Origin of the sequence: Paraburkholderia sp. EG286B (genome assembly GCF_040965655.1) — a bacterium.
Lineage (GTDB): Bacteria > Pseudomonadota > Gammaproteobacteria > Burkholderiales > Burkholderiaceae > Paraburkholderia.
Genome location: NZ_JBFRCF010000024.1, coordinates 62,548 through 84,344 on the forward strand (window position 1 = coordinate 62,548; position 21,797 = coordinate 84,344).

20 protein-coding genes and 2 pseudogenes are annotated in these 21,797 nt (G+C 61.7%); 10 read left to right on the top strand and 12 right to left on the bottom strand.

Annotated elements, in window-relative coordinates; all coding sequences use genetic code 11:
- Nucleotides 1-8: 8 nt before the first annotated feature.
- The 7 genes and pseudogenes from AB4Y42_RS35730 to AB4Y42_RS35760 all read right to left on the bottom strand — a co-directional run.
- Complete coding sequence (locus AB4Y42_RS35730) at nucleotides 9-902, bottom strand: helix-turn-helix domain-containing protein (RefSeq protein WP_368696816.1); 894 nt, start codon at nucleotides 900-902, stop codon at nucleotides 9-11.
- Between the two features lie 54 nt (nucleotides 903-956).
- Entirely contained in the window at nucleotides 957-2,126 is a 1,170-nt protein-coding gene (locus tag AB4Y42_RS35735) for an ABC transporter ATP-binding protein (protein WP_368692256.1), read from the bottom strand.
- Nucleotides 2,127-2,129: 3 nt separating this feature from the next.
- Entirely contained in the window at nucleotides 2,130-3,164 is a 1,035-nt protein-coding gene (locus AB4Y42_RS35740) for an NAD(P)-dependent alcohol dehydrogenase (protein ID WP_368692255.1), read from the bottom strand.
- A 10-nt stretch (nucleotides 3,165-3,174) separates the two neighbouring features.
- Nucleotides 3,175-3,987 (bottom strand): carbohydrate ABC transporter permease, encoded by an 813-nt coding sequence (locus tag AB4Y42_RS35745; protein WP_368696817.1) that lies wholly within the window; start codon nucleotides 3,985-3,987, stop codon nucleotides 3,175-3,177.
- Complete coding sequence (locus AB4Y42_RS35750) at nucleotides 3,975-4,853, bottom strand: carbohydrate ABC transporter permease (RefSeq protein WP_368692254.1); 879 nt, start codon at nucleotides 4,851-4,853, stop codon at nucleotides 3,975-3,977. The genes AB4Y42_RS35745 and AB4Y42_RS35750 overlap by 13 nt, the downstream gene beginning before the upstream one ends.
- A gap of 94 nt (nucleotides 4,854-4,947) precedes the next feature.
- The gene (locus AB4Y42_RS35755) at nucleotides 4,948-6,219 is read right to left on the bottom strand and encodes a sugar ABC transporter substrate-binding protein (RefSeq protein WP_368692253.1); all 1,272 of its coding nucleotides are present in this window, start codon (nucleotides 6,217-6,219) and stop codon (nucleotides 4,948-4,950) included.
- A gap of 424 nt (nucleotides 6,220-6,643) precedes the next feature.
- A pseudogene (locus AB4Y42_RS35760) lies at nucleotides 6,644-7,105 on the bottom strand (aminotransferase class I/II-fold pyridoxal phosphate-dependent enzyme); the annotation flags it as partial.
- Here AB4Y42_RS35760 and AB4Y42_RS35765 point away from each other — a divergent pair.
- The 7 genes and pseudogenes from AB4Y42_RS35765 to AB4Y42_RS35795 form a co-directional block, all read left to right on the top strand.
- Nucleotides 7,106-7,408: pseudogene (locus AB4Y42_RS35765) on the top strand (SDR family NAD(P)-dependent oxidoreductase); the annotation flags it as partial.
- Between the two features lie 309 nt (nucleotides 7,409-7,717).
- Entirely contained in the window at nucleotides 7,718-8,686 is a 969-nt protein-coding gene (locus AB4Y42_RS35770; protein ID WP_368696818.1) for an ABC transporter substrate-binding protein, read from the top strand.
- A 111-nt stretch (nucleotides 8,687-8,797) separates the two neighbouring features.
- Nucleotides 8,798-10,312: a sugar ABC transporter ATP-binding protein gene (locus tag AB4Y42_RS35775; RefSeq protein WP_368696819.1), complete on the top strand. Its 1,515-nt coding sequence runs from the start codon at nucleotides 8,798-8,800 to the stop codon at nucleotides 10,310-10,312.
- On the top strand, nucleotides 10,309-11,349 hold the full coding sequence (locus tag AB4Y42_RS35780; protein WP_368696820.1) for an ABC transporter permease: 1,041 nt from the start codon (nucleotides 10,309-10,311) through the stop codon (nucleotides 11,347-11,349). Before AB4Y42_RS35775 ends, AB4Y42_RS35780 begins: the two co-directional genes overlap by 4 nt.
- Nucleotides 11,346-12,425 (top strand): galactofuranose ABC transporter, permease protein YjfF, encoded by a 1,080-nt coding sequence (gene yjfF, locus AB4Y42_RS35785; RefSeq protein WP_368696821.1) that lies wholly within the window; start codon nucleotides 11,346-11,348, stop codon nucleotides 12,423-12,425. The genes AB4Y42_RS35780 and yjfF overlap by 4 nt, the downstream gene beginning before the upstream one ends.
- A gap of 45 nt (nucleotides 12,426-12,470) precedes the next feature.
- Complete coding sequence (locus tag AB4Y42_RS35790; RefSeq protein ID WP_368696822.1) at nucleotides 12,471-13,469, top strand: hypothetical protein; 999 nt, start codon at nucleotides 12,471-12,473, stop codon at nucleotides 13,467-13,469.
- Nucleotides 13,470-13,565: 96 nt separating this feature from the next.
- Nucleotides 13,566-15,122, top strand: coding sequence for a methyl-accepting chemotaxis protein (locus AB4Y42_RS35795; RefSeq protein ID WP_368696823.1), 1,557 nt, complete (start codon nucleotides 13,566-13,568; stop codon nucleotides 15,120-15,122).
- A gap of 23 nt (nucleotides 15,123-15,145) precedes the next feature.
- Here AB4Y42_RS35795 and AB4Y42_RS35800 read toward each other — a convergent pair whose 3' ends face one another.
- From AB4Y42_RS35800 to AB4Y42_RS35820, 5 genes are all read right to left on the bottom strand, one after another.
- Nucleotides 15,146-15,550, bottom strand: coding sequence for a RidA family protein (locus AB4Y42_RS35800; protein ID WP_368692241.1), 405 nt, complete (start codon nucleotides 15,548-15,550; stop codon nucleotides 15,146-15,148).
- Nucleotides 15,540-16,676 carry a DSD1 family PLP-dependent enzyme gene (locus tag AB4Y42_RS35805; protein WP_368696824.1) on the bottom strand — a complete coding sequence of 379 codons (1,137 nt, stop codon included), beginning with the start codon at nucleotides 16,674-16,676 and terminating at the stop codon, nucleotides 15,540-15,542. The genes AB4Y42_RS35800 and AB4Y42_RS35805 overlap by 11 nt, the downstream gene beginning before the upstream one ends.
- Before the next feature lie 4 nt (nucleotides 16,677-16,680).
- Entirely contained in the window at nucleotides 16,681-17,358 is a 678-nt protein-coding gene (locus AB4Y42_RS35810; protein WP_368696825.1) for an HAD-IA family hydrolase, read from the bottom strand.
- A gap of 118 nt (nucleotides 17,359-17,476) precedes the next feature.
- On the bottom strand, nucleotides 17,477-18,382 hold the full coding sequence (locus AB4Y42_RS35815; protein WP_368696826.1) for a LysR family transcriptional regulator: 906 nt from the start codon (nucleotides 18,380-18,382) through the stop codon (nucleotides 17,477-17,479).
- 85 nt (nucleotides 18,383-18,467) lie between these two features.
- Nucleotides 18,468-19,145 (bottom strand): TetR/AcrR family transcriptional regulator, encoded by a 678-nt coding sequence (locus tag AB4Y42_RS35820; RefSeq protein WP_368696827.1) that lies wholly within the window; start codon nucleotides 19,143-19,145, stop codon nucleotides 18,468-18,470.
- Between the two features lie 198 nt (nucleotides 19,146-19,343).
- On the opposite strand from AB4Y42_RS35820, the gene AB4Y42_RS35825 reads away from it, so the two are divergent.
- From AB4Y42_RS35825 to AB4Y42_RS35835, 3 genes are read left to right on the top strand one after another with little or no spacing between them, the layout of a single operon-like run.
- Nucleotides 19,344-19,754 (top strand): Zn-ribbon domain-containing OB-fold protein, encoded by a 411-nt coding sequence (locus AB4Y42_RS35825; RefSeq protein WP_368692236.1) that lies wholly within the window; start codon nucleotides 19,344-19,346, stop codon nucleotides 19,752-19,754.
- A complete protein-coding gene (locus AB4Y42_RS35830) occupies nucleotides 19,751-20,923 on the top strand; it encodes a thiolase family protein (protein ID WP_368696828.1) in 1,173 nt (390 codons plus the stop codon). Before AB4Y42_RS35825 ends, AB4Y42_RS35830 begins: the two co-directional genes overlap by 4 nt.
- 3 nt (nucleotides 20,924-20,926) lie before the next feature.
- The gene (locus AB4Y42_RS35835; RefSeq protein WP_368696829.1) at nucleotides 20,927-21,793 is read left to right on the top strand and encodes a xanthine dehydrogenase family protein subunit M; all 867 of its coding nucleotides are present in this window, start codon (nucleotides 20,927-20,929) and stop codon (nucleotides 21,791-21,793) included.
- The last annotated feature ends 4 nt before the right edge of the window (nucleotides 21,794-21,797 follow it).

The following is a 21,797-nucleotide window of genomic DNA, read 5'->3' on the forward strand; positions in this document are numbered from 1 at the left end:
GCATGGTCTCAGGCCGCTGCCTTGTGAGCGTGTGAGGGGGCGTCGTTGAGCCGGTGCAACGCGCGAAACTTCGAAGGCGGAATCCCTTTTTGCGCGAGAAACTGCCGGTTGAAGTTCGATACATTATTGAACCCGACGCGGTAACAGATATCGGTCACGCCCAGATCCGAGCACATGAGCAGTTCGCAGGCTTCGTTGAGGCGCAGCCGGTTCTGATACTGCACAAACGTGCAACCGGTATGCCGCTTGAAGAAGCGCGTAAAGGTGCTGACGCTCATGCTCGACATTTCCGCAACGTCGACTTCACGCAGATTGCCGGCGAGATTCTGCTGGATATAGGACAGCACCTGGTTGATGGTCGACGACATGTAGCGCTGCGCACTGACGTTGTATGCCGGCCCGGCGAGCAGCTTCCTGCTGGTGCAGGCGATCAACTGGTCGAGGATCGACATCAGCAGCATGACGCGGCGCGCACCGTGCGCACCTGAAACCTCCTGCATCACAGGGGCAATGGCGAGGCCGAGTGCGTCCGGAAACTGGATGCCTCGCGACGCCTGATCGATCAGCGCCATCGCAGGGCTGAGTTCGGCGAACGCCGCGACCATCTTTTCGACGGCATCACGCGAGAACTGCAGCACGAGATCGCGAGACGGCACGCTCGCGCCGCCGTCGCTGTCCGTCACCCAGTTGTGAGGCAGATTCGGTCCCGTCAGTACGATGTTGCCAGGATGGAAGTCCCCGATGTAATCCCCCACGAAGAACTTGCCCGACGAGGCACGGATGACGTGCACTTCGTATTCGGGGTGGAAGTGCCATTTCGCAACCGTATGCGGATAGTCGTGCACCCAGGCCCGAAAGGACTCGTCCCGACGGGTATGGACCAATTCGAGATCCGGATTCATTGCTCTCGTCTCCACGGGAATCCTGGCTTCGCGCCCAGGGCGCGTGCATGCACCCTAATGTACTCCCACGCCGGGCGCCGCGTGCAGGCGCGGGGCGGGTACGGGAGCCGCCGCCTCGTCTGCCAGCCCAAGCGACACATTATCCCCCGTCGCGACGTCGAAAACATGCAGATCGTGTTCGCGCAACGCGAGCCTGACGTGATCTCCCGTGTGAGGCTCGGTACTCGCCGGAACCAGCGCGGTGATACGCTCGCCTGAGCAGTCAACGGTAATGAGCGCTTCTGCACCCAACACTTCGACCAGCTCCACAATGCCACTGAGCACGAGGGCATCGTCCGCTTTCACATCATCTGGAATCCATACGAAATTTGGACGGACCGCTAGCTTTATTGCCTGCCCGACCTGCAAGCGCTGAAAGCGGTTCCCGCGTAATTGCCATTGACCGGCGGTTGACGACACGATAAGTCTTTCGCCAGTGCGTTGCACAGAGGCATCCAGAAAGTTCATCGCAGGCGTGCCGATAAAGCCCGCACCAAAAATCGTGCGCGGATACCGGTATAGCTCGGTGGGCGTGCCTTCCTGCTCGATGTGTCCGCCGCGCATCAGAATGACGCGGTCGGCTAGCGTCATCGCCTCGAGCTGGTCGTGCGTCACGTAGACCGTGGTCGTTTTCAGACGCTGATGCAAGCGTTTGATGTCGGTGCGCAGCTGGGCGCGCAACTTGGCGTCGAGGTTCGACAACGGCTCGTCGAACAGGAAGACCGCAGGCGTCTTGATCATCGCCCGGGCGATGGCGGCGCGCTGCTGCTGGCCGCCCGACATGGCGCGCGGCTTGCGTTCGAGCAGCGCATCGAGATTGAGCATGGCGGCTACCTCGCGCACGCGGCAGTCGATCTCGGCCTTCGGCGTTTTGAGGCGCCGCAGGCCGAACGCAATGTTCTCGTACACGCTCATGTGCGGATAGAGCGCGTAGTTCTGAAACACCATCGCGACATTGCGCTCGCGTGCGGGTACGTCGTTCACGACCGTGCCGCCGATCGAGAGGCGGCCCCCCGATATCTCCTCCAGCCCGGCGATCATGCGCAGCATCGTCGACTTGCCGCATCCCGACGGCCCCAGCAGCACGACGAACTCGCCTTCGTCGATGTGCAGGTCGAGCGGATGCAGTACCGGTTGCCCGCCGTCGTACTGCTTCATGAGCCCTTCGCAGACAATAGTCGCCATGATTCAATCCATCTCGATCTGGATCTTCACGTCCTCGGGCCGGCCAGCAGCGGCTTCCTCGAACGCCTTGATGCCGTCTGAAAACGCGAATTTGCGGGAGATGAACGGATTCACGTCGATCATTCCCGAACTGATGAGGGCTAGCGCCCGCGGAAAAATGTTCGCGTAGCGGAACACGGATTCGAGCCGGATCTCCTTTGCCTGCATCGCTACCACGTCGAGCGCGACCGGGCCTGGCGGCATGCCCACCAGCACCGCGCAGCCGCCCGGACACACGAGGTTCAGCAGCGTCTCGAAGACCTTCGCGTTGCCCGAGGCTTCGAACACGACGTCGGCGCCCCAGTCTTCGGTCACCTGGCGCACCACGTCTTCGAGCGATTCCTCTGCGGCATTCACGGTACTCACTGCCGGATTGCCGGCGAAATGGCGCAATTTCTCTTTTACGACGTCGGCGAGGATCACGCGCGACGCGCCGCCCGCGAGCGCCGCGAGCGCCGTCATCGCGCCGATGGTGCCTGCGCCGATCACGACGGCCACGTCGCCGGGCTTCATCGCGGCCTTCGTGGCCGCTTGCAAGCCGATCGACAAGGGCTCGACGATGGCGCCTTGCGCGAACGAGACGTTGTCCGGAAGCCGGTAGGTGAACGCGGCCGGGTGCACTACGTAGGGGGTCAGGCAGCCATGCACGGGGGGAGTGGCCCAGAACCGCACGGCGGGGTCCAGGTTGTAGAGTCCGCGCATGGTGGCGCGCGAATCGAACTGCGGCACGCCGGGTTCCATGCAAACCCGGTCGCCGACTTTCAGGTGGCCGACTTCGGCTCCCACCTCGACGATCGTGCCCGACGCCTCATGACCGAGCACCATCGGCTGCTCGACCTTGAACGGCCCAATGCGGCCGTGCGTGAAGTAGTGCACGTCACTTCCGCACACGCCAACGGTATGAATGCGAACCTTGACATCGCGTGGCCCGATCGCCAGCGGCAAATCGATGTCCCGCAGGCTCAGGCGTCGAGCTTCTTCCAGTACGAGTGCCTTCACAACATTCTCCTTATTTTCCTTTGACCATTGAGTTCAGGAGGCGAATCAGCACGCCCACGAAGATGATTGGCGGCAGGGCGAGCAGAACCGTCGACGCGTTGATCACGCCCCACGGCACTTCCTGGCCGAGCGACGTAAACGCGGATGCGACGACCGGCAGGGTGGCGCTGCGCGACGACGTCAGCGCAAGTCCCATCATCAGTTCGTTCCAGACCAGCACGAAGCTGAAAATGATGCCGCCGAGCAGCGTGTTGCCACAGGTCGGCAACGCAATGCGCCAGAACACCGCGTAGGGTCCATAGCCGTCGAGCGTGGCGGCCTCCTCGATTTCGCGCGGTATGCGCTGGAACACGGGTATCGACAGCCATGTGATGGTGGACAAGGTCGTCAGCAGATAGGTGACGATCATCGAAAAGCGCGTGTCGTACAGACCCAGGTCCACCCAGATCGCGATGAGCGGAATCGCTACCGCGACCGGCGGCAGGAAACGCAGCGACAGCAGAAAGAACTGGATGTCGCGTTTTGCCGGAACGTGAAAACGTGCGATCACATAGGCTGCCGGCACGCCGAGCACCGTGCCCAGGATGACCGCGGTGCCCACGATGACCGAACTGTTCTCCAGTGCGATCAGCACCTCCGGGCTCGAAATCACCTGCCGGTAATTGTCCAGCGTCGGCGTGAAGATGAAACGCGGCGTGGGTGTGACGATATCGAGCAGATTCTTCAGTGAATTGAGCACCGCCCAGAGGATCGGGAACACCGCCACGACGGCGAGCGCTACACCGAGCAGCAGGATCGTACTGCGGGAGATCAGTCTTCCCATTTGTTCACCCGCTTCCAGATAAGCGTGAAGATCAAGGTCGTGGCGACCATCATCAGGACCGCCATGCTCGACGCGTACGACACCTTTCCTGCGAGACCGATTCCCTGGGAGTACGCGTACATGTCCAGCGTTTCCGTGGAAACGCCCGGGCCGCCTTTGGTCATCACGTAAATCAGGTCGAACGAGCGCAGCGACTCCACCATCTTGATGAACACAAGACTCATGATCGGCGCCTTGAGCATGGGCAGCGCGATGTATGCATAAACCTGCCAGGTACTGGCATAGTCGAGCCGTGCGGCTTCGAGCGGCTCGGGCGGCAGCGTCTCGAGCAGCTTTAGCACCACCACCGAGAAAAACAGACCCCATTGCCAGATATCGACCAGCGCGACCGCATAGAGCGCAAGCGCCGGGTCCGAGAGAAAGGCCGTGTTCGTGATGCCAAAGAGGCCGATCAACCAGCTGAGAATGCCATTGAGGGGCGAGTACATGAACTTCCAGATAAACGCCGCGGAAACACGTGGCAACAGCACAGGGATGATCAACAGCACGCTGATCGCGTTGCGCAGCCGGCCGTGCACATGCTCGAACAGATAAATGGCAATGACGATTCCGAGCGCGACCGCGCCGAGCACCGTCACGACCTCCCAGATGGCCGAAACCTCGATGGAGTTGATGAAGCGCCGGTCGGCGGCAAGGCGCACGAAATTGCGCATCCATACGAACTCGCTATCCGGGTAGCGCAGCACGCGATTGCGGAGTGCGAGGTTGATGGCCGCGATGGTCGGCACGAATCCCAGCACCACCATCGCAACGAGAGGCGGCACCAGAAACACGAACGGAAGGCTAGTCTTTCCGCGATTAAACATTCAGCTCTCCAGCTTCGAACACTCGGGAGCGCATCCCGCCGCTCCCGTGCACAGAGGGGACTCGCGCGCCTCGCGCGCGTCCCCGCGCTGCCGCTCACTTGCGCGCATGCTCCATGGCGTCTTGCGCGTACTGGGTCGAATCGTTGAGCGCGCCCTGAATGTCCTTCTGGGTGCCCGTAAAGATTTCCTCGAGCGCCACGCCAAGGTTGTCGCCGATATCCGGCCATTGGGGGCTCGGCCAGAACGTGACCTTCGACACCGGCGTCGTATCTTTCAACCCGGCGAGAATCTGCGGTTTGACATGCTTCTGGAAATAGTCGCTTTCGATCGTGCTCGTGCGGTTGTAGTCGCTGAACACGTTGTCACGCAGGCGTGCCTGCTCCTGATCCTTGCTCGTTGCCCACGCAATGAACTTGCCGGCCGCCTGGCGCGTGCATTCGTCCTTCGCGCCGACCGCAGAAATGGCCAGACCATGCCCGTATGCAGCGGAGGGCAGCGGTGCGGGCGGCCTCACGTAGCCGACCTTGTCGGCGACACTCGACTTGGTGGGGTCTTCCATCCAGTCGGCGAACGGCGTCGACTCGATCATGAACGCCACCTTGCCGGAGCGGAATGCCTCGAGCGCGTTGCTCCAGTCATAGGTAGTGGAGCCCGGCGGCGCATACTTGAAGAGGTCCGTGTAGAGCTGCGTGGCCTTGACGGCAGACGGCGAATTGAATGCGGGTTGCTGCTGCTTGTCGGTCCATGTGCCGCCTTCGGCGAGCATGAACGGCGCCCAGCGCCAGACATTCATGCCGGAGCCGCGCTGGCCTCGGGCAACCCAGCCGTACAGGTTCGGCGGCGCGTTGAGTTTCTTGATGTCGGCAACCAGCTCGTCGAGCGTGCGCGGCACCGGCATATGCGCTTTTTCGAGAATATCCCGGCGATAAAACAGGAAGTCGGAACCACCGATCAGCGGCGCGAAATACGCGACGCCCTGATAGCTCGCGACGGCGCGGCGTCCGGGCAGGAAGTCGTTGTAGTCGGCTTCCTTGGGGTAGTACTTCAGCAGGGGCACGATCCAGCCCGCCGTCGCGAACTCGGAGACATTCGCCTCATCCACGTAGTAGACCTGGTATGAACCGGCGCCGGTCGATGCGTCGAGCCGCGACTTTGCGCGGCGGTCGTTCTCTCCGAAGTAGCTGATCTCGATCTTCGTTCCGGTCTTTTTCTCGTAGTCCGGCAAGGACTTTTCCATCACGGTGAGGCCGAGACTTTTCTGCGCGAGCACCTTGATGACCGGAACATTGCACGACTGCGCGACTGACACGACAGGCAGGGTCGCGCCCAGCAACGCACACAGTGCGGAATAGTGGAACCTTTTCACTGCCGTCTCCTGAAAGGTTTTAGTTCGAGTGGTTGTTATCGGCCGGTGGAGTTTGCGTGCCGGTAGATAGCGAGCGTAAGTTAGCACCGGCCTGGCGAGCCAGCCACGCCAAAACGGGGCAGCGCTTCTGTACTTTTTGCTCAGTTTTTGTGTGCAGCGCAAAATTTTGTGTCGAACCAGGTTGGTTTGGGAAACCATGGCTGTATGCGTTCTGGGAGATCGCGACACCAGTTCGATGGGGTCAGGGATGGTCGCGCGCGCAACTTTCCGCTTTGTCACGCGGCAGATCATTCCGGCCTCGATGGTAAGTATCCCTATGTTATTTTCATGTTCGCGGGGATCGAATCTGTCGATGTCCGGGTGTGCTCCAGGGGAAGCGCAAAAACGAGGCCGATCCTCCGACGCAGCGAGACCGGCGTCGGCGTCACTCCTCGAGACACCCACGCAGCGTTCGCGCAAGCCGGGCGGCCTCAGCCGCGTCGGCAATGTTCGCGAACCCCATCACAAGGCCGCGCGGCGTGTGCGGCGTGCGGCCATTCGCGTACCAGATCGAAAGCGGCAGCACGGCGAGCCCCGCTTCGCGGGCGCGCGCGGCAACGGCGACGTCGTCGACCGGACCCTCCGGGCCTTCGCCGAACCGCACCGCGGACTGGATCCCCCCGGGCGGCACTTCGACAGTCAGCCGTTCGCCGAAGGCCTGCTCCAGCGCGCGTACGATCAGCACGCGCCGCTGCGCGTACAAGGTTCGCATGCGCTTCAGATGCCGCGCAAAATGCCCCCGCTCGATGAAATCCGCCAACGCCGCCTGCAATAAGGTCGGCGATCCGGCGTTCATGCTGTACGCGACCCGAGCGACGCGCTCGACGGCCCGCTCCGGCTCTATCGCATCGTCGCGACCGCACGCTCGATCAAGCCATCGGACGATGCGGACGTTCTTGCGGTTGCCGGTGACATTGGCGATCCGGCAACCGCCCGCCGCGTTATTTCCGAGGGCGTCGCGCGATTTGGCCGGATCGGCACGCTGGTCGACAACGCCGGCATCTCCATCGGCAAGCCTTTCACCGAACACACTGCCGAAGACTACGCCGCAGTGATGAACGCGAATATGGCGGGCTTCTATCACATCACGCAACTCGCCATTGCCGAAATGGAAAGGCATTCGAGCGGCCACGTGGCCAGCGTGGACCAGGCGTGGAAAGGATAGGTATTTACACCAATGCCAAAACGTGTATCGGGGAAGGCGAATTTTTCATTAGAAGGTTATCGGGCTTCTCCATAGACTGTGCCGAACCCAGTGATCGAGCGCTGTCCGGAGGTAAGGGGCCGGGTCGACGGCGTTCTTGCCTTACCCAATTGCCAGGAAATTCAAATCTAACGACACAAAGGGGGAGCAGAATACTTGCGTTTTGCCTAATGCATCCATTCGATCGGTGATTCGAACAGCGTCAGGCTGTGGCGAAAAATAGCAATTAGAAACTCGTACATCGGAGACAGAATAATGAAGCTGGTCAGAAAGATCGCACTGCGTACGATGGTGGGAGCGGCGTTCGCGCTTGCTGCCGGGACAAGCGCATTCGCGCAGGGCAAGCCGGTTACGCTTGGGTTCTCCCAGGTGGGCGCCGAGAGTGCATGGCGCACGGCGAACACCGTGTCGGTGAAAGCGGCAGCCAGGGATGCCGGCATCAACCTGAAGTTCTCGGACGCTCAGCAGAAGCAGGAAAACCAGATCAGGGCGATCCGCTCGTTCATCGCGCAGAAGGTTGACGTTATTGCGTTTTCGCCTGTCGTCGAGTCGGGCTGGGAGCCGGTGCTCGAAGAGGCGAAGCGGGCAAAGATCCCGGTCGTCCTCACCGATCGCGCGATCGACGTAAAGGATCCCTCGCTGTACGTGACGATGATCGGCTCCGACTTCATGGAAGAAGGGCGGCGCGCCGGTCACTGGCTCGAGGAGCGTTACAAGAACGAGCCGGGTCCCATCAACATCGCAGAGCTGCAGGGGACGGTCGGTTCCGCGCCGGCCAACGACCGTCATGCGGGCCTGATGGAAGTGATCAAGAGCGATCCGAAGTTCAAGGTCATTGCCTCGCAAAGCGGTGACTTCACGCTCGCGGGCGGCAAGCAGGTGATGGAAGCGTTTGCGAAGACGTACGGCAAGAAGATCAACGTGGTCTATGCCCATAACGACGATATGGCGCTCGGCGCGATCCAGGCCATGGAAGAGGCAGGCATCAAACCGGGCAAGGATGTCACGGTGGTTTCCTTCGATGCGACGAAGGGCGGCTTCCAGGCCATGGTGGACGGGAAGATCAACGTGGACGTCGAATGCAGCCCGCTGCTCGGTCCTCAGCTGATGGCCGCGGTGAAGGACATCGTGGCCGGCAAGCAGGTTCCGCGGCGCATCGTGACCGACGAAGGCATCTTCCCGATGAATGTCGCGGCGCAAGTCATGCCGAGCCGCAAGTACTGATCCGCACGTCATATCCCGCCGCTGACGGGCGCGTTCGGGAGGGTCACTCCCGAGCGCGCCGGCTCGTCCCCGACACCCTTGGCGAGGCCGTCCGCGGATCTCGCGAACACCATGAAACCTTCACCCATCCTCGAAATGACCGGCATCGACAAGACGTTCCCGGGCGTCAAGGCGTTGCAGCAGGTCGATTTTCGGCTGTATCCCGGTGAGATTCACACCTTGATGGGCCAGAACGGCGCGGGCAAATCGACGCTCATCAACGTGCTCACCGGCGTATTCGCACACGATAGCGGCGAAATCTGCCTCGCCGGGAAGCCGGTGCGCTTCACGGCGCCGCTCGACGCCGAAGCCGCCGGGATCCAGACGCTCTATCAGGAAGTGAACCTCTGCCCGAACCTTTCCGTGGCGGAGAACATCTTCGCCGGCCGGCACCCGAAGAGGCGCGGAGCAATCGACTGGAAGGCGATCAACCTGCAGGCGCGGGACGCGCTGGCCGCGCTGGATCTCTTCATTGATGTCACGCACTCGCTGGACTCCTACCCGATTGCGGTCCAGCAAATGGTGGCCATCGCGCGCGCCGTCTCCGTCGACGCGAGCGTGCTCATTCTCGACGAACCGACTTCAAGTCTCGATGACGGCGAAGTCGCGCGGCTTTTCGCCGTGCTGCGCCGCTTGAAGGAATCGGGAATGGCGATTCTGTTCGTGACGCACTTTCTCGAGCAGACCTATGCCGTATCGGATCGCATCACCGTCATGCGCAATGGCGCACGAGAAGGCGAGTACCTGGCAAAGGACTTTCCCGTCGACGTGCTGGTCGCGAAGATGACTGGCCGGGAAGGCATGAACGAGGCGATGAAGGCAGGCACATCGGACGGTCCGCACCCGGATGCAGCGTCCACGCCTTTTCTTTCCATGCAGGGTGTGGGTCGGCGCGGGTTGATGAGTCCCGTCGATCTCGACGTGTGCCCTGGTCAGATCGTCGGCCTGGCCGGACTGCTCGGTTCTGGCCGCACCGAAACAGCGCGGCTGGTGTTCGGCGCCGAACGCCCGGACACCGGGACGATGCTGATCGACGGACATCGCGCCAGGCTCACTTCGCCGCGAGACGCGGTGCGACATGGCATTGCTTATTGCCCGGAGGATCGAAAAAAAGAAGGCATCGTCGCGGCGTTGTCGATCCGGGAAAACATCGTTCTGGCGTTGCAGGCACGACGTGGATGGTGGCGCATGCTGAGTTACACCCGCCAAAGAAAAATGGCCGATCAATACATCGCGCAACTCGGGATCAAGGCACGCGACGCAGAGCAGCCCATCGGTTTGCTTTCGGGGGGAAACCAGCAAAAGGTGCTGCTCGCCCGCTGGCTCGCGACCGAGCCAAAACTGCTGATTATGGATGAGCCAACCCGCGGCATCGACGTTGCCGCAAAGTTCGAGATCATGGACCGCGTGCGTTCGCTTTGCGCGAAGGGCCTCGCAATTCTCTTTATCTCTTCTGAAATGAGCGAAGTGGTTCGCGTCAGTCACAGGATTGCGGTCCTGCGCGACCGTCGCAAGGTCGCCGAGATTGCGGGCGATCGCCTCTCGGAGGATCAGGTGTATCAACTCATCGCAGGAGGCGAGTCATGAAGCCGGTTCGCGCGCTGGTGCGGCATCAACTGGTCTGGCCCGCCATCACACTCATTTTGCTGATTCTCCTGGACGTGGCGCATCGCGCAAGCTTCCTCTCGGTGACAGTCCTGGACGGTCACCTTTTCGGCGCGCCGATTGATATCCTGAATCGTGCTGCGCCGCTTGTGCTGGTCTCCCTCGGAATGACGCTCGTTATCGCGACGCGCGGCATCGATATCTCGGTCGGAGCAACGGTGGCCATTGCCGGCGCGGCCGCCGCGATCATCCTCGAGGCGGATCCGTCGCACGTAGGCATGGCGCTTGTGGCGGCGATTGCCGTCGGACTGTTGGCCGGGATGTGGAACGGTCTGCTTGTCGCGCTCGTCGGGATGCAACCGATCATCGCCACACTCATTTTGATGGTCGCAGGGCGGGGCGTTGCACAGCTGCTGACAGGTGGCCAGATTATTCCCATCGGTGCCCCGGGCTACCTCAGGCTGGGTGATGGATATCTGGCGATGGTTCCCTGCTCGGTCTGGATCGTGGTCGTCGTGACGCTGGCGCTCGCGCTTCTGGTGAACCGCACCGCGCTGGGACTCTTCGTTCGCTCCATTGGCGTCAACCCTGTCGCAACGCGGCTGGTCGGGCTGCGTTCCGGTGCGATCGTCTTCGGCGTGTACGTCATCTGCGGGCTGATGGCGGCGATCGCCGGGATCATCTCCAGTTCGAACGTACGGAGTGCTGATGGAAACAATGCGGGACTGTTGCTCGAACTCGACGCGATTCTGGCCGTGACGCTCGGCGGCACGTCGTTGCTTGGCGGCCGCTTCAGTCTTGGCGGCACGGTGCTCGGCGCATTGATCATCCAGACGTTGACCTACACGACCTATTCGATCGGTGTGCCGCCGGAAGCAACGCTCGTTGTCAAGGCGATTGTCGTGGTCGTAGTGAGTGTCATTCAGTCCGAAGTTGCGCGCGCGCTGGTCGTCAAGCAGGTGAAACATCTTCTTTCCCCGGCGCGCGAACGCGCATCCACCGGAACGAGTCCATCATGAGAAAGCTGACTGGCCGCCTGGCCGATCCGAGAACGCTGCCCATCGTCGCAACGGTCGTGCTGTTCGCTGCGCTGTTCGGGTTTGGTTCCGTCATGTACACCGGTTTCTTTTCGATGCAGGTATTGACGGGCCTGTTCGTTGACAACGCGTTTCTGCTTGTCGTGGCGATTGGCATGACGTTCGTGATCCTGTCGGGAGGTATCGACCTGTCGGTCGGCGCTGTGGTTGCCCTGACCACGATACTGTGCGCTGTGGGCGCGCAGTGGCTGCACTGGCCCATCTGGGTCGTCGTGCCGATCGTGCTGGTTTTCGGCGCGCTTTACGGTGCGGCGATGGGAGCGTTGATTCACTTCTTCCGCCTGCAGCCATTCATCATCACGCTCGCGGGCATGTTCCTGGCCCGCGGCACATGCTTCCTGATCACGACGGAATCCATCACGATCGACGAGCCGACGTTCCATGCTGTCGCGTCGCTGAATATTCCGGTCGGCGGCGGCTCCCTCAATGCCGGAGCGCTGGTTGGCATTGCGACGCTCGGGGTCGCCATTTTCATCGCGCACTTTACGCGCTTCGGGCGCAACGTCTATGCGATTGGCGGCAATGAGCGCTCTGCGCTCCTTATGGGCTTGCCAGTCGCAAGAACGAAGATCGCCGTGTATGCGCTCAGCGGCTTCTGCTCGGCGCTGGGCGGCGTGATCTTTACGCTGTATGTGCTTTCCGGGTACGGACTGCAGGCACAGGGGATGGAACTCGATGCGATCGCCGCAACGGTGATCGGCGGAACGTTGTTGACCGGCGGGGTCGGCTATGTAATTGGCTCGCTGTTCGGCGTCGGCATCCTCGGCACCATCCAGACGCTGATCACCTTCGACGGCACGTTGAGTTCGTGGTGGACGCGCATCGTCATCGGCGCATTGCTCTGTGTGTTCTGTTTGCTGCAGCGGATCATCGAGCGGCACGCGGGTCGACGCCGCAAGGGCGGCGCGGATCTCGCGCCGACCTCGGCCGGGCCGTCACACGGTGGGCAGCGGGGGCGGGACAAGCGTGGCAGCGGTGATCTCGTCACGACGACCTGATCGTTGCAGGTTGGTATTCAGTCTGTCTGAACGAGAGGGGAAAACATGCTCGAGCTGCGGGAAACGGATTTACGAAAGCCAGCCTTCGGGGAGACGGTGCGACCTGGCGAGCCAGAGCAGGGCGCAGCCGGGAAGGCGTATCGGCAGACACTTTCGAACGCCTATCTGAGGCTCGACGTAGAGGCAGGGCGCCACGGCGGGATTGCGCAACTGGAGTGGAACGACCGCGGGGTGTGGACGCCCGTCTTTCGACAGGCGGAGCGGCGAGGGCATGGAGTGGCTCCCCGTCGACTATCGTGTCAACCGTCGATCTGGGTTCAGAACGCGGCGCAGGACATCGAGGCAGCGGCGCCGTCGTCGGGGTCGCAGCCAATCGGCGCAAGTCGGCGAGCTCCAGTGGCCGATGTTGCTCCAGATGTTGCACTCATGGGTGACTGGAAACTCGACCCCACTGGGGAAAAATGTCTCCGCCTGAAAGCCGAAGTCTCAGATCGCTATAAGGCGGTCCAGACATACGAGCTTGACGGGCCGACACTGGAAATCGCCATTGAACTCGAAAATTCGGGACACACGCCGCTACCGTGCGAAATCGAGGTCAGTCCGGTCCTGGTGCGGGATTCGGATACCCGCATCAGCGCACCGGCGGGCGGGATCTGGATTGCGCGAGAGAACGGAAAAACTCCCCGGCTCGTTCCGGCTCCGTTCGCGTGGCAATTCGGGGTGACATACCCTTTGCCGGCGAAGGCGGTTGACCACGCATTCACTGGCTGGGGAGGGAGGGCGCTGGTCGAATGGCCGGCGCGACAGTTTTCTCTCGCGATCGTGGGAAACACGGACTGCTATCGCCTTCGCGCCTATCCGGAAGACGATTCGTTTTCGTTCCAGGTGATGAATGATCAGTCGGAACTCCGCTACATCCGCGAAGGCGATGGCGTGCGCGGGCTTTCGGTTCTTGTTGCGGGACAAACGCTCAGCCGTCGGGTGAGCTTCACAGTCGAACGTCTCGCGTCTCTGACGAGGACCGCGCGTTACTCGACGGAGTAGCGGCTTATTCCAGCTGGAATCTTTTTCTATTAATAGAAAGTCATCACGGCCCGCTTGAGAGGTCTATTTGACACATCATGAATCGGGGGGGGAAACATGCTCAAGGGGCTCAGTATCAAACGCGGGCTGACCTGCGTAATTTCGGTGTTTGTCGTCATCCTTGCCTTGACGAGTTCTGCGGGCATTCTGGCACTGAAGTTGAACAACGACGCGCTGCGAGCCATGTACGAAGTCGATACCGGTTCGCTGGTCGCGCTGAAGACCAGTGACGCCTTGCTTCAGCGTGCACGCGTTTCGCTCGACAGCTACCTTTCGTTGTATGGTCTGGGCGACCCGGAACCGGAGCTGCTTTCGGGCGCGCGACAGGATCTAAAGGATTCCGAACTGGAATTCTCGAAGTATCTTTCACTGCAATCGGGCGCGGACTCCGAGGCGGCGAGGCAGCTGGCAGGGCGCCGCCGGTCGGTCCTCGACAAGGCAATCCTGCCGGCGGCCGACGCGCTCAGCCAGATGGATTTCGGCCGCTTCAAGGAGCTCCAGGGGAAGGCGACACAGGATGCGGTGGCGTCTTATCAGAGCGCGATGAAGGCGCGCGAGAACGCGGTCGTCGACTTGCAACGGGAACGTTTTGCGCAGGCGCAGTCGCGCTTTCATTCGATGGTCGCCATGCTTGCCGCAACGGCGATCGTCGCACTTGCGGTGGGGATAGGCGCGAGGCGGATCCTCGTCGGCATCGTTGTGCGCCCTGTCGCTGAAATCAAGGGGCATCTCGCGCGCATTGCCTCAGGCAATCTTCAGGGGGATGTGCTCGCAGAATCCCGGAACGAGATGGGAATGCTCATGGCGGACGTCAGGACAATGCAGGACGCGCTGGTGCGAACTGTCCGCAGCGTTCGCGGCGGAACGGAAACCATCAACGTCGGCGCACAGGAGATCGCCTCCGGCAGCGCAGATCTTTCCCGGCGAACCGAGCAACAGGCCGCTTCACTCGAGCTTGCGGCCGCGAACATGGCGCAGTTGACGCGGGCCGTCAAGAAAAACGCGGAGACCGCCAATAGCGTGAGTCGACAGGCATTGGTAGCTTCACAAACCGCATCTGCCGGCGGCGAGGTGGTTCACGAAGTCGTCCGGACGATGCAAGGCATATCGGTGCATTCCAGCAAGGTTGCCGAAATCGTGGGCCTGATTGAAAGCATCGCCTTCCAGACCAACATTCTGGCGCTGAATGCCGCCGTCGAGGCGGCACGCGCTGGAGAACTCGGGCGCGGTTTTGCGGTCGTCGCGAGTGAGGTTCGAAGTCTCGCTCAGCGAAGTGCCCAGGCGGCAAAGGAGATCAAGCAGTTGATTGACGCGACGGTCGGAAAGATCGACGAAGGTTCGCTGCTCGCGCAAAAGGCAGGCACGATCATGACCGAGGTCGTGTCGTCAGTCACAGCGGTAAGCGGCTTGATGGCGGAGTTGCATCGGGCTACGCAGGAACAGAGCCACGACATCGAGCAGGTGAATGGCGCGGTCGTGCAAATGGACAAGACCACTCAGCAAAACGCAGCGCTTGTCGAGCAGGCTGCAGCCGCAGCCCAGTCGCTCAAGGAGCAGGCCGCGCTGCTCGACGATGTCGTTTCGGAATTCAAGCTTGCATCGGGTACGGCGTGACTCTGCCACGAGCACAAGCAACCTTACAGCACTGCCGTCGCTTCGATCTCGATCTTGAAGCCGAAGTGGAGCGGCCCCGTCGGCACGATTGTGCGTGCCGGCCGCGCCTCGCCCGCCCAGCCCGCGTAGATCTGGTTGAAACTCGGCCAATGTTCGATATCGTCGAGATAGACGCGAACCTGGACCAGTTGCGCGATGCTGCTGCCTGCGCCTTCCAGCGCGACCTTGAGATTCGCCAGCACCTGCTCTGCCTGCACTTCGAACGACGCGTCGGTCAGCTTTTGGCCCTGCGGGTCGATCGGCAACTGACCGGAGACGAATACCAGTCCGTTTGCGATCGCCACGTGACTATAGTGGCCCCCCGGGGGACGCAGGTTCAGCGGGTTTTCCGTGCGCGGCAATCGCGTGCCCGATTCGTTACCAGCCATGAAAGCGGCTCCATACGGTTGTTTCGCCATCTGCGGATAGCGCGTGATACTCCGGGAACTGCGTACCCGTCGCGCAGGCGTGATTGGGCAGGATACGCAGCTTCGTTCCGATCGGAAAGCGCGTCGCGAGGCTCGTGGTTTGCTGAGTCTCATGAGCGGGCGACAGAATGCCGTGCTCCTGGTTTGCGCCGCTCAAAACCCAGTCGGTCAAGGGCGTGCCATCGAGACTGCAGGGCAGACCATAGCCGAAATCTTCCGCCTGCCGCGACGTCCCGCGGTCGCGGCTCATCGCCATCCAGCCTGCGTCCACGATCACCCAGTCTTTTTCCGGCTGATGGCCGATGACCGTCGTGAGCACGCTCAACGCGATGTCTTCGCTCGAGCATACGCCGATGTTGCGCATCACGAGATCAAAAAAGACGTAAACCCCCGCGCGCACTTCGGATACGCCATCGAGTTTCCCGGCGGACAACGCGGTAGGTGTCGAACCGACGCTCACCGCGTCACAAGGGAGGCCCGCATCACGCAACCGTTGCGCCGCGCGAACACAGCCCGAGCGTTCCTGCTCGGCGAGCGCAGACAACGCGTCGGGCGTGTGAAGTTCGTAGCTGGATCCCGCGTGCGTCATCACGCCGCCGAGCTTCACGCCGCTGTCGTGCAGAATGCGCCCGACCACCAGCAACGCATCCTGTCCCGGTGCGATTCCTGAGCGATGCCCATCTGTATCGACCTCGATCCAGACTTCGAAGGCTTCCCGCTGCGCAGCGCAAAACTTCGCGACCTCTACCGCGGCGCGCGTGTTATCCACCACCAGCTTCAGATCGCAGCCCCGTTGTCTGAGCGCCATCGCTCTTGGCAGCTTCGACGGCGCGATACTGACCGCATAGAGAATATCGGTCACGCCAGCCGCAAAGAACGCTTCCGCTTCCTTCAGCGTCGATACCGTGATGCCGTTCGCGCCGGCCGCCAGTTGCGCCCGCACGACCTCCAGACATTTGGTCGTTTTCACGTGCGGGCGGAACCTCACGCCGAGCGCGTTCATGCGCGACTGCATGCGCGCAATATTCCTGTCCATCCGCGGGATATCGACCACGGCCGCGGGGGTATCGAGTTCATCGAGTTTCATGATTTCAGGCGGTCAGGTCGTTGTGCGCCGAAACGTCAAACCGGCTGCACCAGGGCACAAGGGCTTCCAGTGTCGGCGCCTCGATTTCAGGAGGCGGCGCACCTTCTACCAGGGGCAGGGCAACCCGGTTGTGCCAATAGGTCCGCAAGCCGACCGCGGCGGTGCCGAACATGTCGTAGCTCGATCCGGCGACGAAGACGGCTTCCGAAGCCGTCACGCCGAGCACGTCGAGCGCCAGGCGATAGGGCGTCGGATCGGGTTTGTAGGTGCCGGCTTCTTCGGCGGTGATCACTGCATCCCATTTGACGGGAATGATTTCTGCCGCCTGGCGGCCAAGTCGTATCGAGCAGTTGGTTACGATGGCGATCTTGCAATGCGATTGAAGCTGTTGCAATGCCTCGACAGCACCGCTCCACGGGGTCAGTTGAAGCCAGTCCGCCTCAAGCGCGAGTGCGGCGGATTCGGGCAAGCCCACGTGCGCCGCGGCCTCCTTTACCAGCTGTTCGTAAGCGACATAGCGCCCGCACCCGTAGGTTAGACGCAAATACTCGGCGCGCCACGCACGCCCCGCCTGTTCCGAGCCTGCGGAACGGTTCCAGAGCGTCCACGAGTCGAGCAGTGCAGTCAGGAGATCGAAGAGGACCGCCTTCGGATAGCCGGTCGTTGAAGATGGATTGCTCATGAGCGAGGCCTCCACGTGGTTCGTTCATGGCATCAAGTATAGAGTTCGATGAGGCGCCGGGAATTCAGTCCCACGAAATCAATCATTCAGAAAGAATGAATGTCTTCCGAGGTGAAGGCTAGCTTCGCCACGGCGGCTGTGGCCGAAACTGCGCCTGCAGATATTGCATGAATTGCCGGGTGCGGGCGGGCAAGCCGGCGCGATTGTTGGTGAGTGCGATCACATCGGCGTCGTGCGCCTTCCATGCAGGGAGCAGCCGCACGAGGTTTCCCTTCGCGATATCGCCGGCAACGTCCCATTCCGAGCGCAGAATGATGCCGCGGCCCTCGCACGCCCATTGGCGTATCACCTCGCCATCGTTGCAGGTCAACTTCGACGACACGCGGATGCTGCGCGCCGTACGGCCCTTGCGGAACTGCCAGAGCGACGCGTCTTCGTTGTTCTCTCGCAGCACGATACATGGCAGTTGGGCCAGATCGTCGGGGGTTTCCGGGCTCGGAAAGCGCTTCAGAAACGCGGGGGATGCACACACGAAGCGTGCATTCGGCGCAATCGCATAGCCGATCATGTTGGACGCAGGCAGCTCGCCGATGTGAACCACGATGTCAAAGCGGTCGGCGGACTCGGTCAATGGTTGATCGGTGAGCGTCAACTCGATGTCGACGTCGGGGTTGCCTTGCTGGAAGCCGGACACGACGGAAGCGAGATAGCGCCGCCCGAAACCTAACGGCGCGCGAACCCTCACGGTGCCGACGAGCCCACCGCGGCGGGCGCGCAAATCCTCGAACAGCGTGTCGAACTGTGTCACCAGGTGCGCGCCGCGTTGACACAGCAGCATTCCCTCTTCCGTGAACCGTAGGCGGCGAGCGCTGCGGTCGACGAGGCGGATATCGAGCTTTCTTTCGATCTGCTGCAACCGCTGCGTGACCGCTGGTGGCGAAAGCCCAAGCTTTCTCGCTGCTGCAACGAGGCTGCCGGCTTCCTGGATGGTCAGCAGGAAGCGAATGTCATTGGAATCGCTCATGTCGGTCTCGTCGCAGTCGCGGCTGCAATCGTTGTCTGGTAGACCCCGCAGCGCGAGGGACGCAGCGGCATCGCTGCGATGCGATTCATTGCACTCGATATCGCGCCAGGAAAGTGCAAACGGCGCTCTCGACGATGCGTTCTACCTGAGCGCCGGACAGGGCGTAATCTGTTTGCATCAGGCGAGGATAAAAAACGGTCTCGCCCAGCATGCCAATGAACTCCGCGCGTGCAAGCTGCACGTCGGCAACGCGCAGCTCGCCTTCGTCAACGCGCCTTTGCAACCAGGCGTCCGTAATATCGCTGAATAAATGCTTCGCAAGTTGAAAGCGGGCGCCCACGGCGGGAAAGTTTCGCACTTGCCCAATGATCAGGCGCATTGCGGAAATCAAACGCGCATCCGAAACGAGCTCGCAGAATGCGCGTCCAATTTCGCGCAGACCCGGTTCGACGTCGTTCGGCACGACATGATCTTTCCAGCTCGAGAATAGCTGATGGATCAAATGGTCCACCGCTTCGACGAACAGCGTTTCCTTGCTGGGAAAATGTTTGTACAGGGTCGCGTATGACACTGTCGCGCGATCGCCAATGGAATCCATCGTGGCCGCGTCATATCCGCTTTCCAGGAACGTTGCGATTGCAACCTCCAGGATCAGCGCACGCTTTTCCCTGCTAACGCGCTGCTGATATCCCTGTACGCCGTCCGTCGAGGAAGCCTCTCCCCGCGAGATGGGCTTCTTCCTTCCTGTCTTCGCTATTTCCACTCACCAGCTCCAAAACTATCGGTCTGGAAGGCATTCTGCCCCCCGTTGGCAAAAATCGCCAGCAAGCGAGACTGCGGGCGGTCTTTCGGCATCGGCCGCAGCGGCCGTGCCGGGTTTTCCCTACCTTTCTAGTTGCCGTTGACTACTATAGTGTAATACACACTACACCATCGAACTCGAACAGAAATGGGAGCCAGCGTGAACGGTTTCAGACGATTAGGCACCGCCTCGGTGGTGAGAGGCGGGAAGGGCTGGTCTTTACTCGGAGCGAAGTGCTCCGCTTGTGAAGCGCCGATCTATCCGGTACTCACCGTGTGCCCGCACTGCGGCGGTCGTGACTTCGTTGCGTTGCCGTTGCCGGCGATCGGCACCCTCTACTGCCATAGCGTGGTGCATATGGGACCCAGGGGCGTCGACACGCCCTATATCGTCGGCTATGTGGACTTTAGTGACGGCCTGAGGGTCTTCGGGCGCATCGAAATGGAAGTTGGCGCCGTCCAGACGGGGCAGCCACTCGAATTGCGGGTGAAACCAGCAAACAAACGAGCAAGCCAGTTCATCTATTTCTTTGCCGCACCCGGCGAAGGTTCCCGGCAGGCAGGTTCATGAGCGCGACGAACGGTTTGAGGAGCGTGAGCGTCGTCGGCACAGGCATGGTTCGCTTTGGGCGCTTCCCGGAAGTCAGTCTTCCACAGCTCGCCGCGCCAGCGGTCATCGAGGCACTTGACGAAGCCGGAATCGATCGGCCGCGCATCGGCGCTATTTATTGCGGAACGGTATCCGGTGGTCCATTGGCTGCCCAACGTATCGCACGGGAGACGGGGCTGACCGGCATCGAAGCGGCGAATTTCGAAAATGCCTGCTCGTCGTCGGCGAGCGCATTCCGGCATGCCTGGCTCGCAATTGCCGCGGGGGCGGTGGATTGTGCCGTCGTGGTCGGAGCGGAGCAATTGACCCGTCTCGGCGGCGGCCCACTTGACCTGGGCGATGAGGATGTCGAGGCGGCGAACGGATTGACGATGCCGGCGCTATATGCAATGCGCGCACAGCGATACATGCACGAATTCGATTTGTCGCCTCGCGATCTCGCGCAGATCGCGGTCAAGGCCAGGGCGAATGGCGCGCTCAACGCCTATGCACAGATCCGCAGCACCATCTCGGTGGATGAAGTGCTCGCTAGTCGGCAGGTAGCCTCGCCGCTGACGTTGCATCAGTGCTGCCCGCTGGGCGATGGCGCATCGGCGGTAGTGCTTGCGGCCTCCGACTTTCCCATTGCGAATCGGCAAGGCGCCGTGAAGATTCTTGCGTCGCATCTGACGTCGGGCCGTTACCTGCAGGGAGGCAGGGATATGACGACTCCCGAGGTCACGATGCGTTGTGCGAACGAAACCTACGAATCCTGCGGCATCGGCCCTTCCGACATCGATCTCGTCGAGTGTCACGACGCCTTCACCATCGCCGAATTGCTGTACTACGAGGCACTGGGTTTTGCCCGCCACGGAGAAGGGGCGGGTTTGATCAGGGAAGGTCAAACGTCGCTGAACGGGCGGATTCCGTTCAACCCTTCCGGCGGTCTGCTCTGCAGGGGCCATCCGCTCGGCGCGTCGGGCATCGCGCAGATCGTCGAAATAACCCGGCAGTTGCAGGGCCGCTGCGGCGCACGCCAGGTCGCGAAAGACAAGCCGCGCGGTCCGCGGATCGGGCTGGCGCACATCACCGGCGGAGGCACCTACGGCTTCGATCACGGTGCCTGCGCGATACACATTCTTGGAAGGTGAGAAGTGAAATCAGCACCCTTTACCTGGCACCGCCCGGAAAGCGTGGCGCGCGCCGTCGAGCTGCTTGCCACGCTGGACAACGCACGCATCGTCGCTGGCGGGCAGACGCTGATGCCGATGCTGGCCATGCGCTACGCGTATGTGGACCATCTGATCGACGTGAACGCGATACCCGGACTCGACGGGATAGCGTTGGAAGGCGGCGAGGTCTGCATCGGCGCACTGGTTCGCCAGCGGGATATCGAGCAGTCTCCCTTGATTCATCGATACGCGCCGCTGATGGTCGAGGCGTATCGATTGGTCGGTCATATTCAGACGCGAAATCGGGGCACGTTTGTCGGAAGCGTTTGCAACCTCGACCCGGCCTCGGAGCAGCCCGCACTCGCCGAAATCTTCAATGCGACCATCGTCGCCGTGGGACCCCGCGGAGAGCGGCGCATCCCGTTTCATGAGTTCGCGTGCGGCTTCATGACGACTTCGATCGAAGCGGACGAAATGGTGACGCAAATTCGCCTGCGCATCTGGAGCGAGCCGCACGGCTATGCGTTCGAGGAATTCGCGCGCAGGCACGGGGACTTCGCAATCGTCGGCGCCGCGGCCATGGTGTCCGTCGACGCCAGTCGCGCTATCAGCCGTGCAGATGTGGTCCTGTGCGGCATGGGCAGCAAACCTTGCCGTCTGCAACTCGACGACGTCCTCCAGGGACAGCAGCCCAGCGCCGGTCTCGCAAAGGTAGCCGCCGGCAGAGCGAGCCGGATCGATGCGCTTGGCGACACGAGTGCCAGTGCGGTCTATCGGCAACGCCTCGCGTGCACCGTGACCGAGCGTGCGCTTGGGCGCGCGTTCGCTCGCGCATTGAACGCAAGCTGAGGGA

Bases quoted from the DNA above. Each gene is read 5' to 3' on its own strand.
- AB4Y42_RS35730 (WP_368696816.1), bottom strand. From the start codon at position 902: ATGAATCCGGATCTCGAATTGGTCCATACCCGTCGGGACGAGTCCTTT.
- AB4Y42_RS35735 (WP_368692256.1), bottom strand. From the start codon at position 2,126: ATGGCGACTATTGTCTGCGAAGGGCTCATGAAGCAGTACGACGGCGGG.
- AB4Y42_RS35745 (WP_368696817.1), bottom strand. From the start codon at position 3,987: ATGGGAAGACTGATCTCCCGCAGTACGATCCTGCTGCTCGGTGTAGCG.
- AB4Y42_RS35750 (WP_368692254.1), bottom strand. From the start codon at position 4,853: ATGTTTAATCGCGGAAAGACTAGCCTTCCGTTCGTGTTTCTGGTGCCG.
- AB4Y42_RS35770 (WP_368696818.1), top strand. From the start codon at position 7,718: ATGAAGCTGGTCAGAAAGATCGCACTGCGTACGATGGTGGGAGCGGCG.
- AB4Y42_RS35775 (WP_368696819.1), top strand. From the start codon at position 8,798: ATGAAACCTTCACCCATCCTCGAAATGACCGGCATCGACAAGACGTTC.
- AB4Y42_RS35780 (WP_368696820.1), top strand. From the start codon at position 10,309: ATGAAGCCGGTTCGCGCGCTGGTGCGGCATCAACTGGTCTGGCCCGCC.
- yjfF (WP_368696821.1), top strand. From the start codon at position 11,346: ATGAGAAAGCTGACTGGCCGCCTGGCCGATCCGAGAACGCTGCCCATC.
- AB4Y42_RS35790 (WP_368696822.1), top strand. From the start codon at position 12,471: ATGCTCGAGCTGCGGGAAACGGATTTACGAAAGCCAGCCTTCGGGGAG.
- AB4Y42_RS35795 (WP_368696823.1), top strand. From the start codon at position 13,566: ATGCTCAAGGGGCTCAGTATCAAACGCGGGCTGACCTGCGTAATTTCG.
- AB4Y42_RS35800 (WP_368692241.1), bottom strand. From the start codon at position 15,550: ATGGCTGGTAACGAATCGGGCACGCGATTGCCGCGCACGGAAAACCCG.
- AB4Y42_RS35805 (WP_368696824.1), bottom strand. From the start codon at position 16,676: ATGAAACTCGATGAACTCGATACCCCCGCGGCCGTGGTCGATATCCCG.
- AB4Y42_RS35810 (WP_368696825.1), bottom strand. From the start codon at position 17,358: ATGAGCAATCCATCTTCAACGACCGGCTATCCGAAGGCGGTCCTCTTC.
- AB4Y42_RS35815 (WP_368696826.1), bottom strand. From the start codon at position 18,382: ATGAGCGATTCCAATGACATTCGCTTCCTGCTGACCATCCAGGAAGCC.
- AB4Y42_RS35830 (WP_368696828.1), top strand. From the start codon at position 19,751: ATGAGCGCGACGAACGGTTTGAGGAGCGTGAGCGTCGTCGGCACAGGC.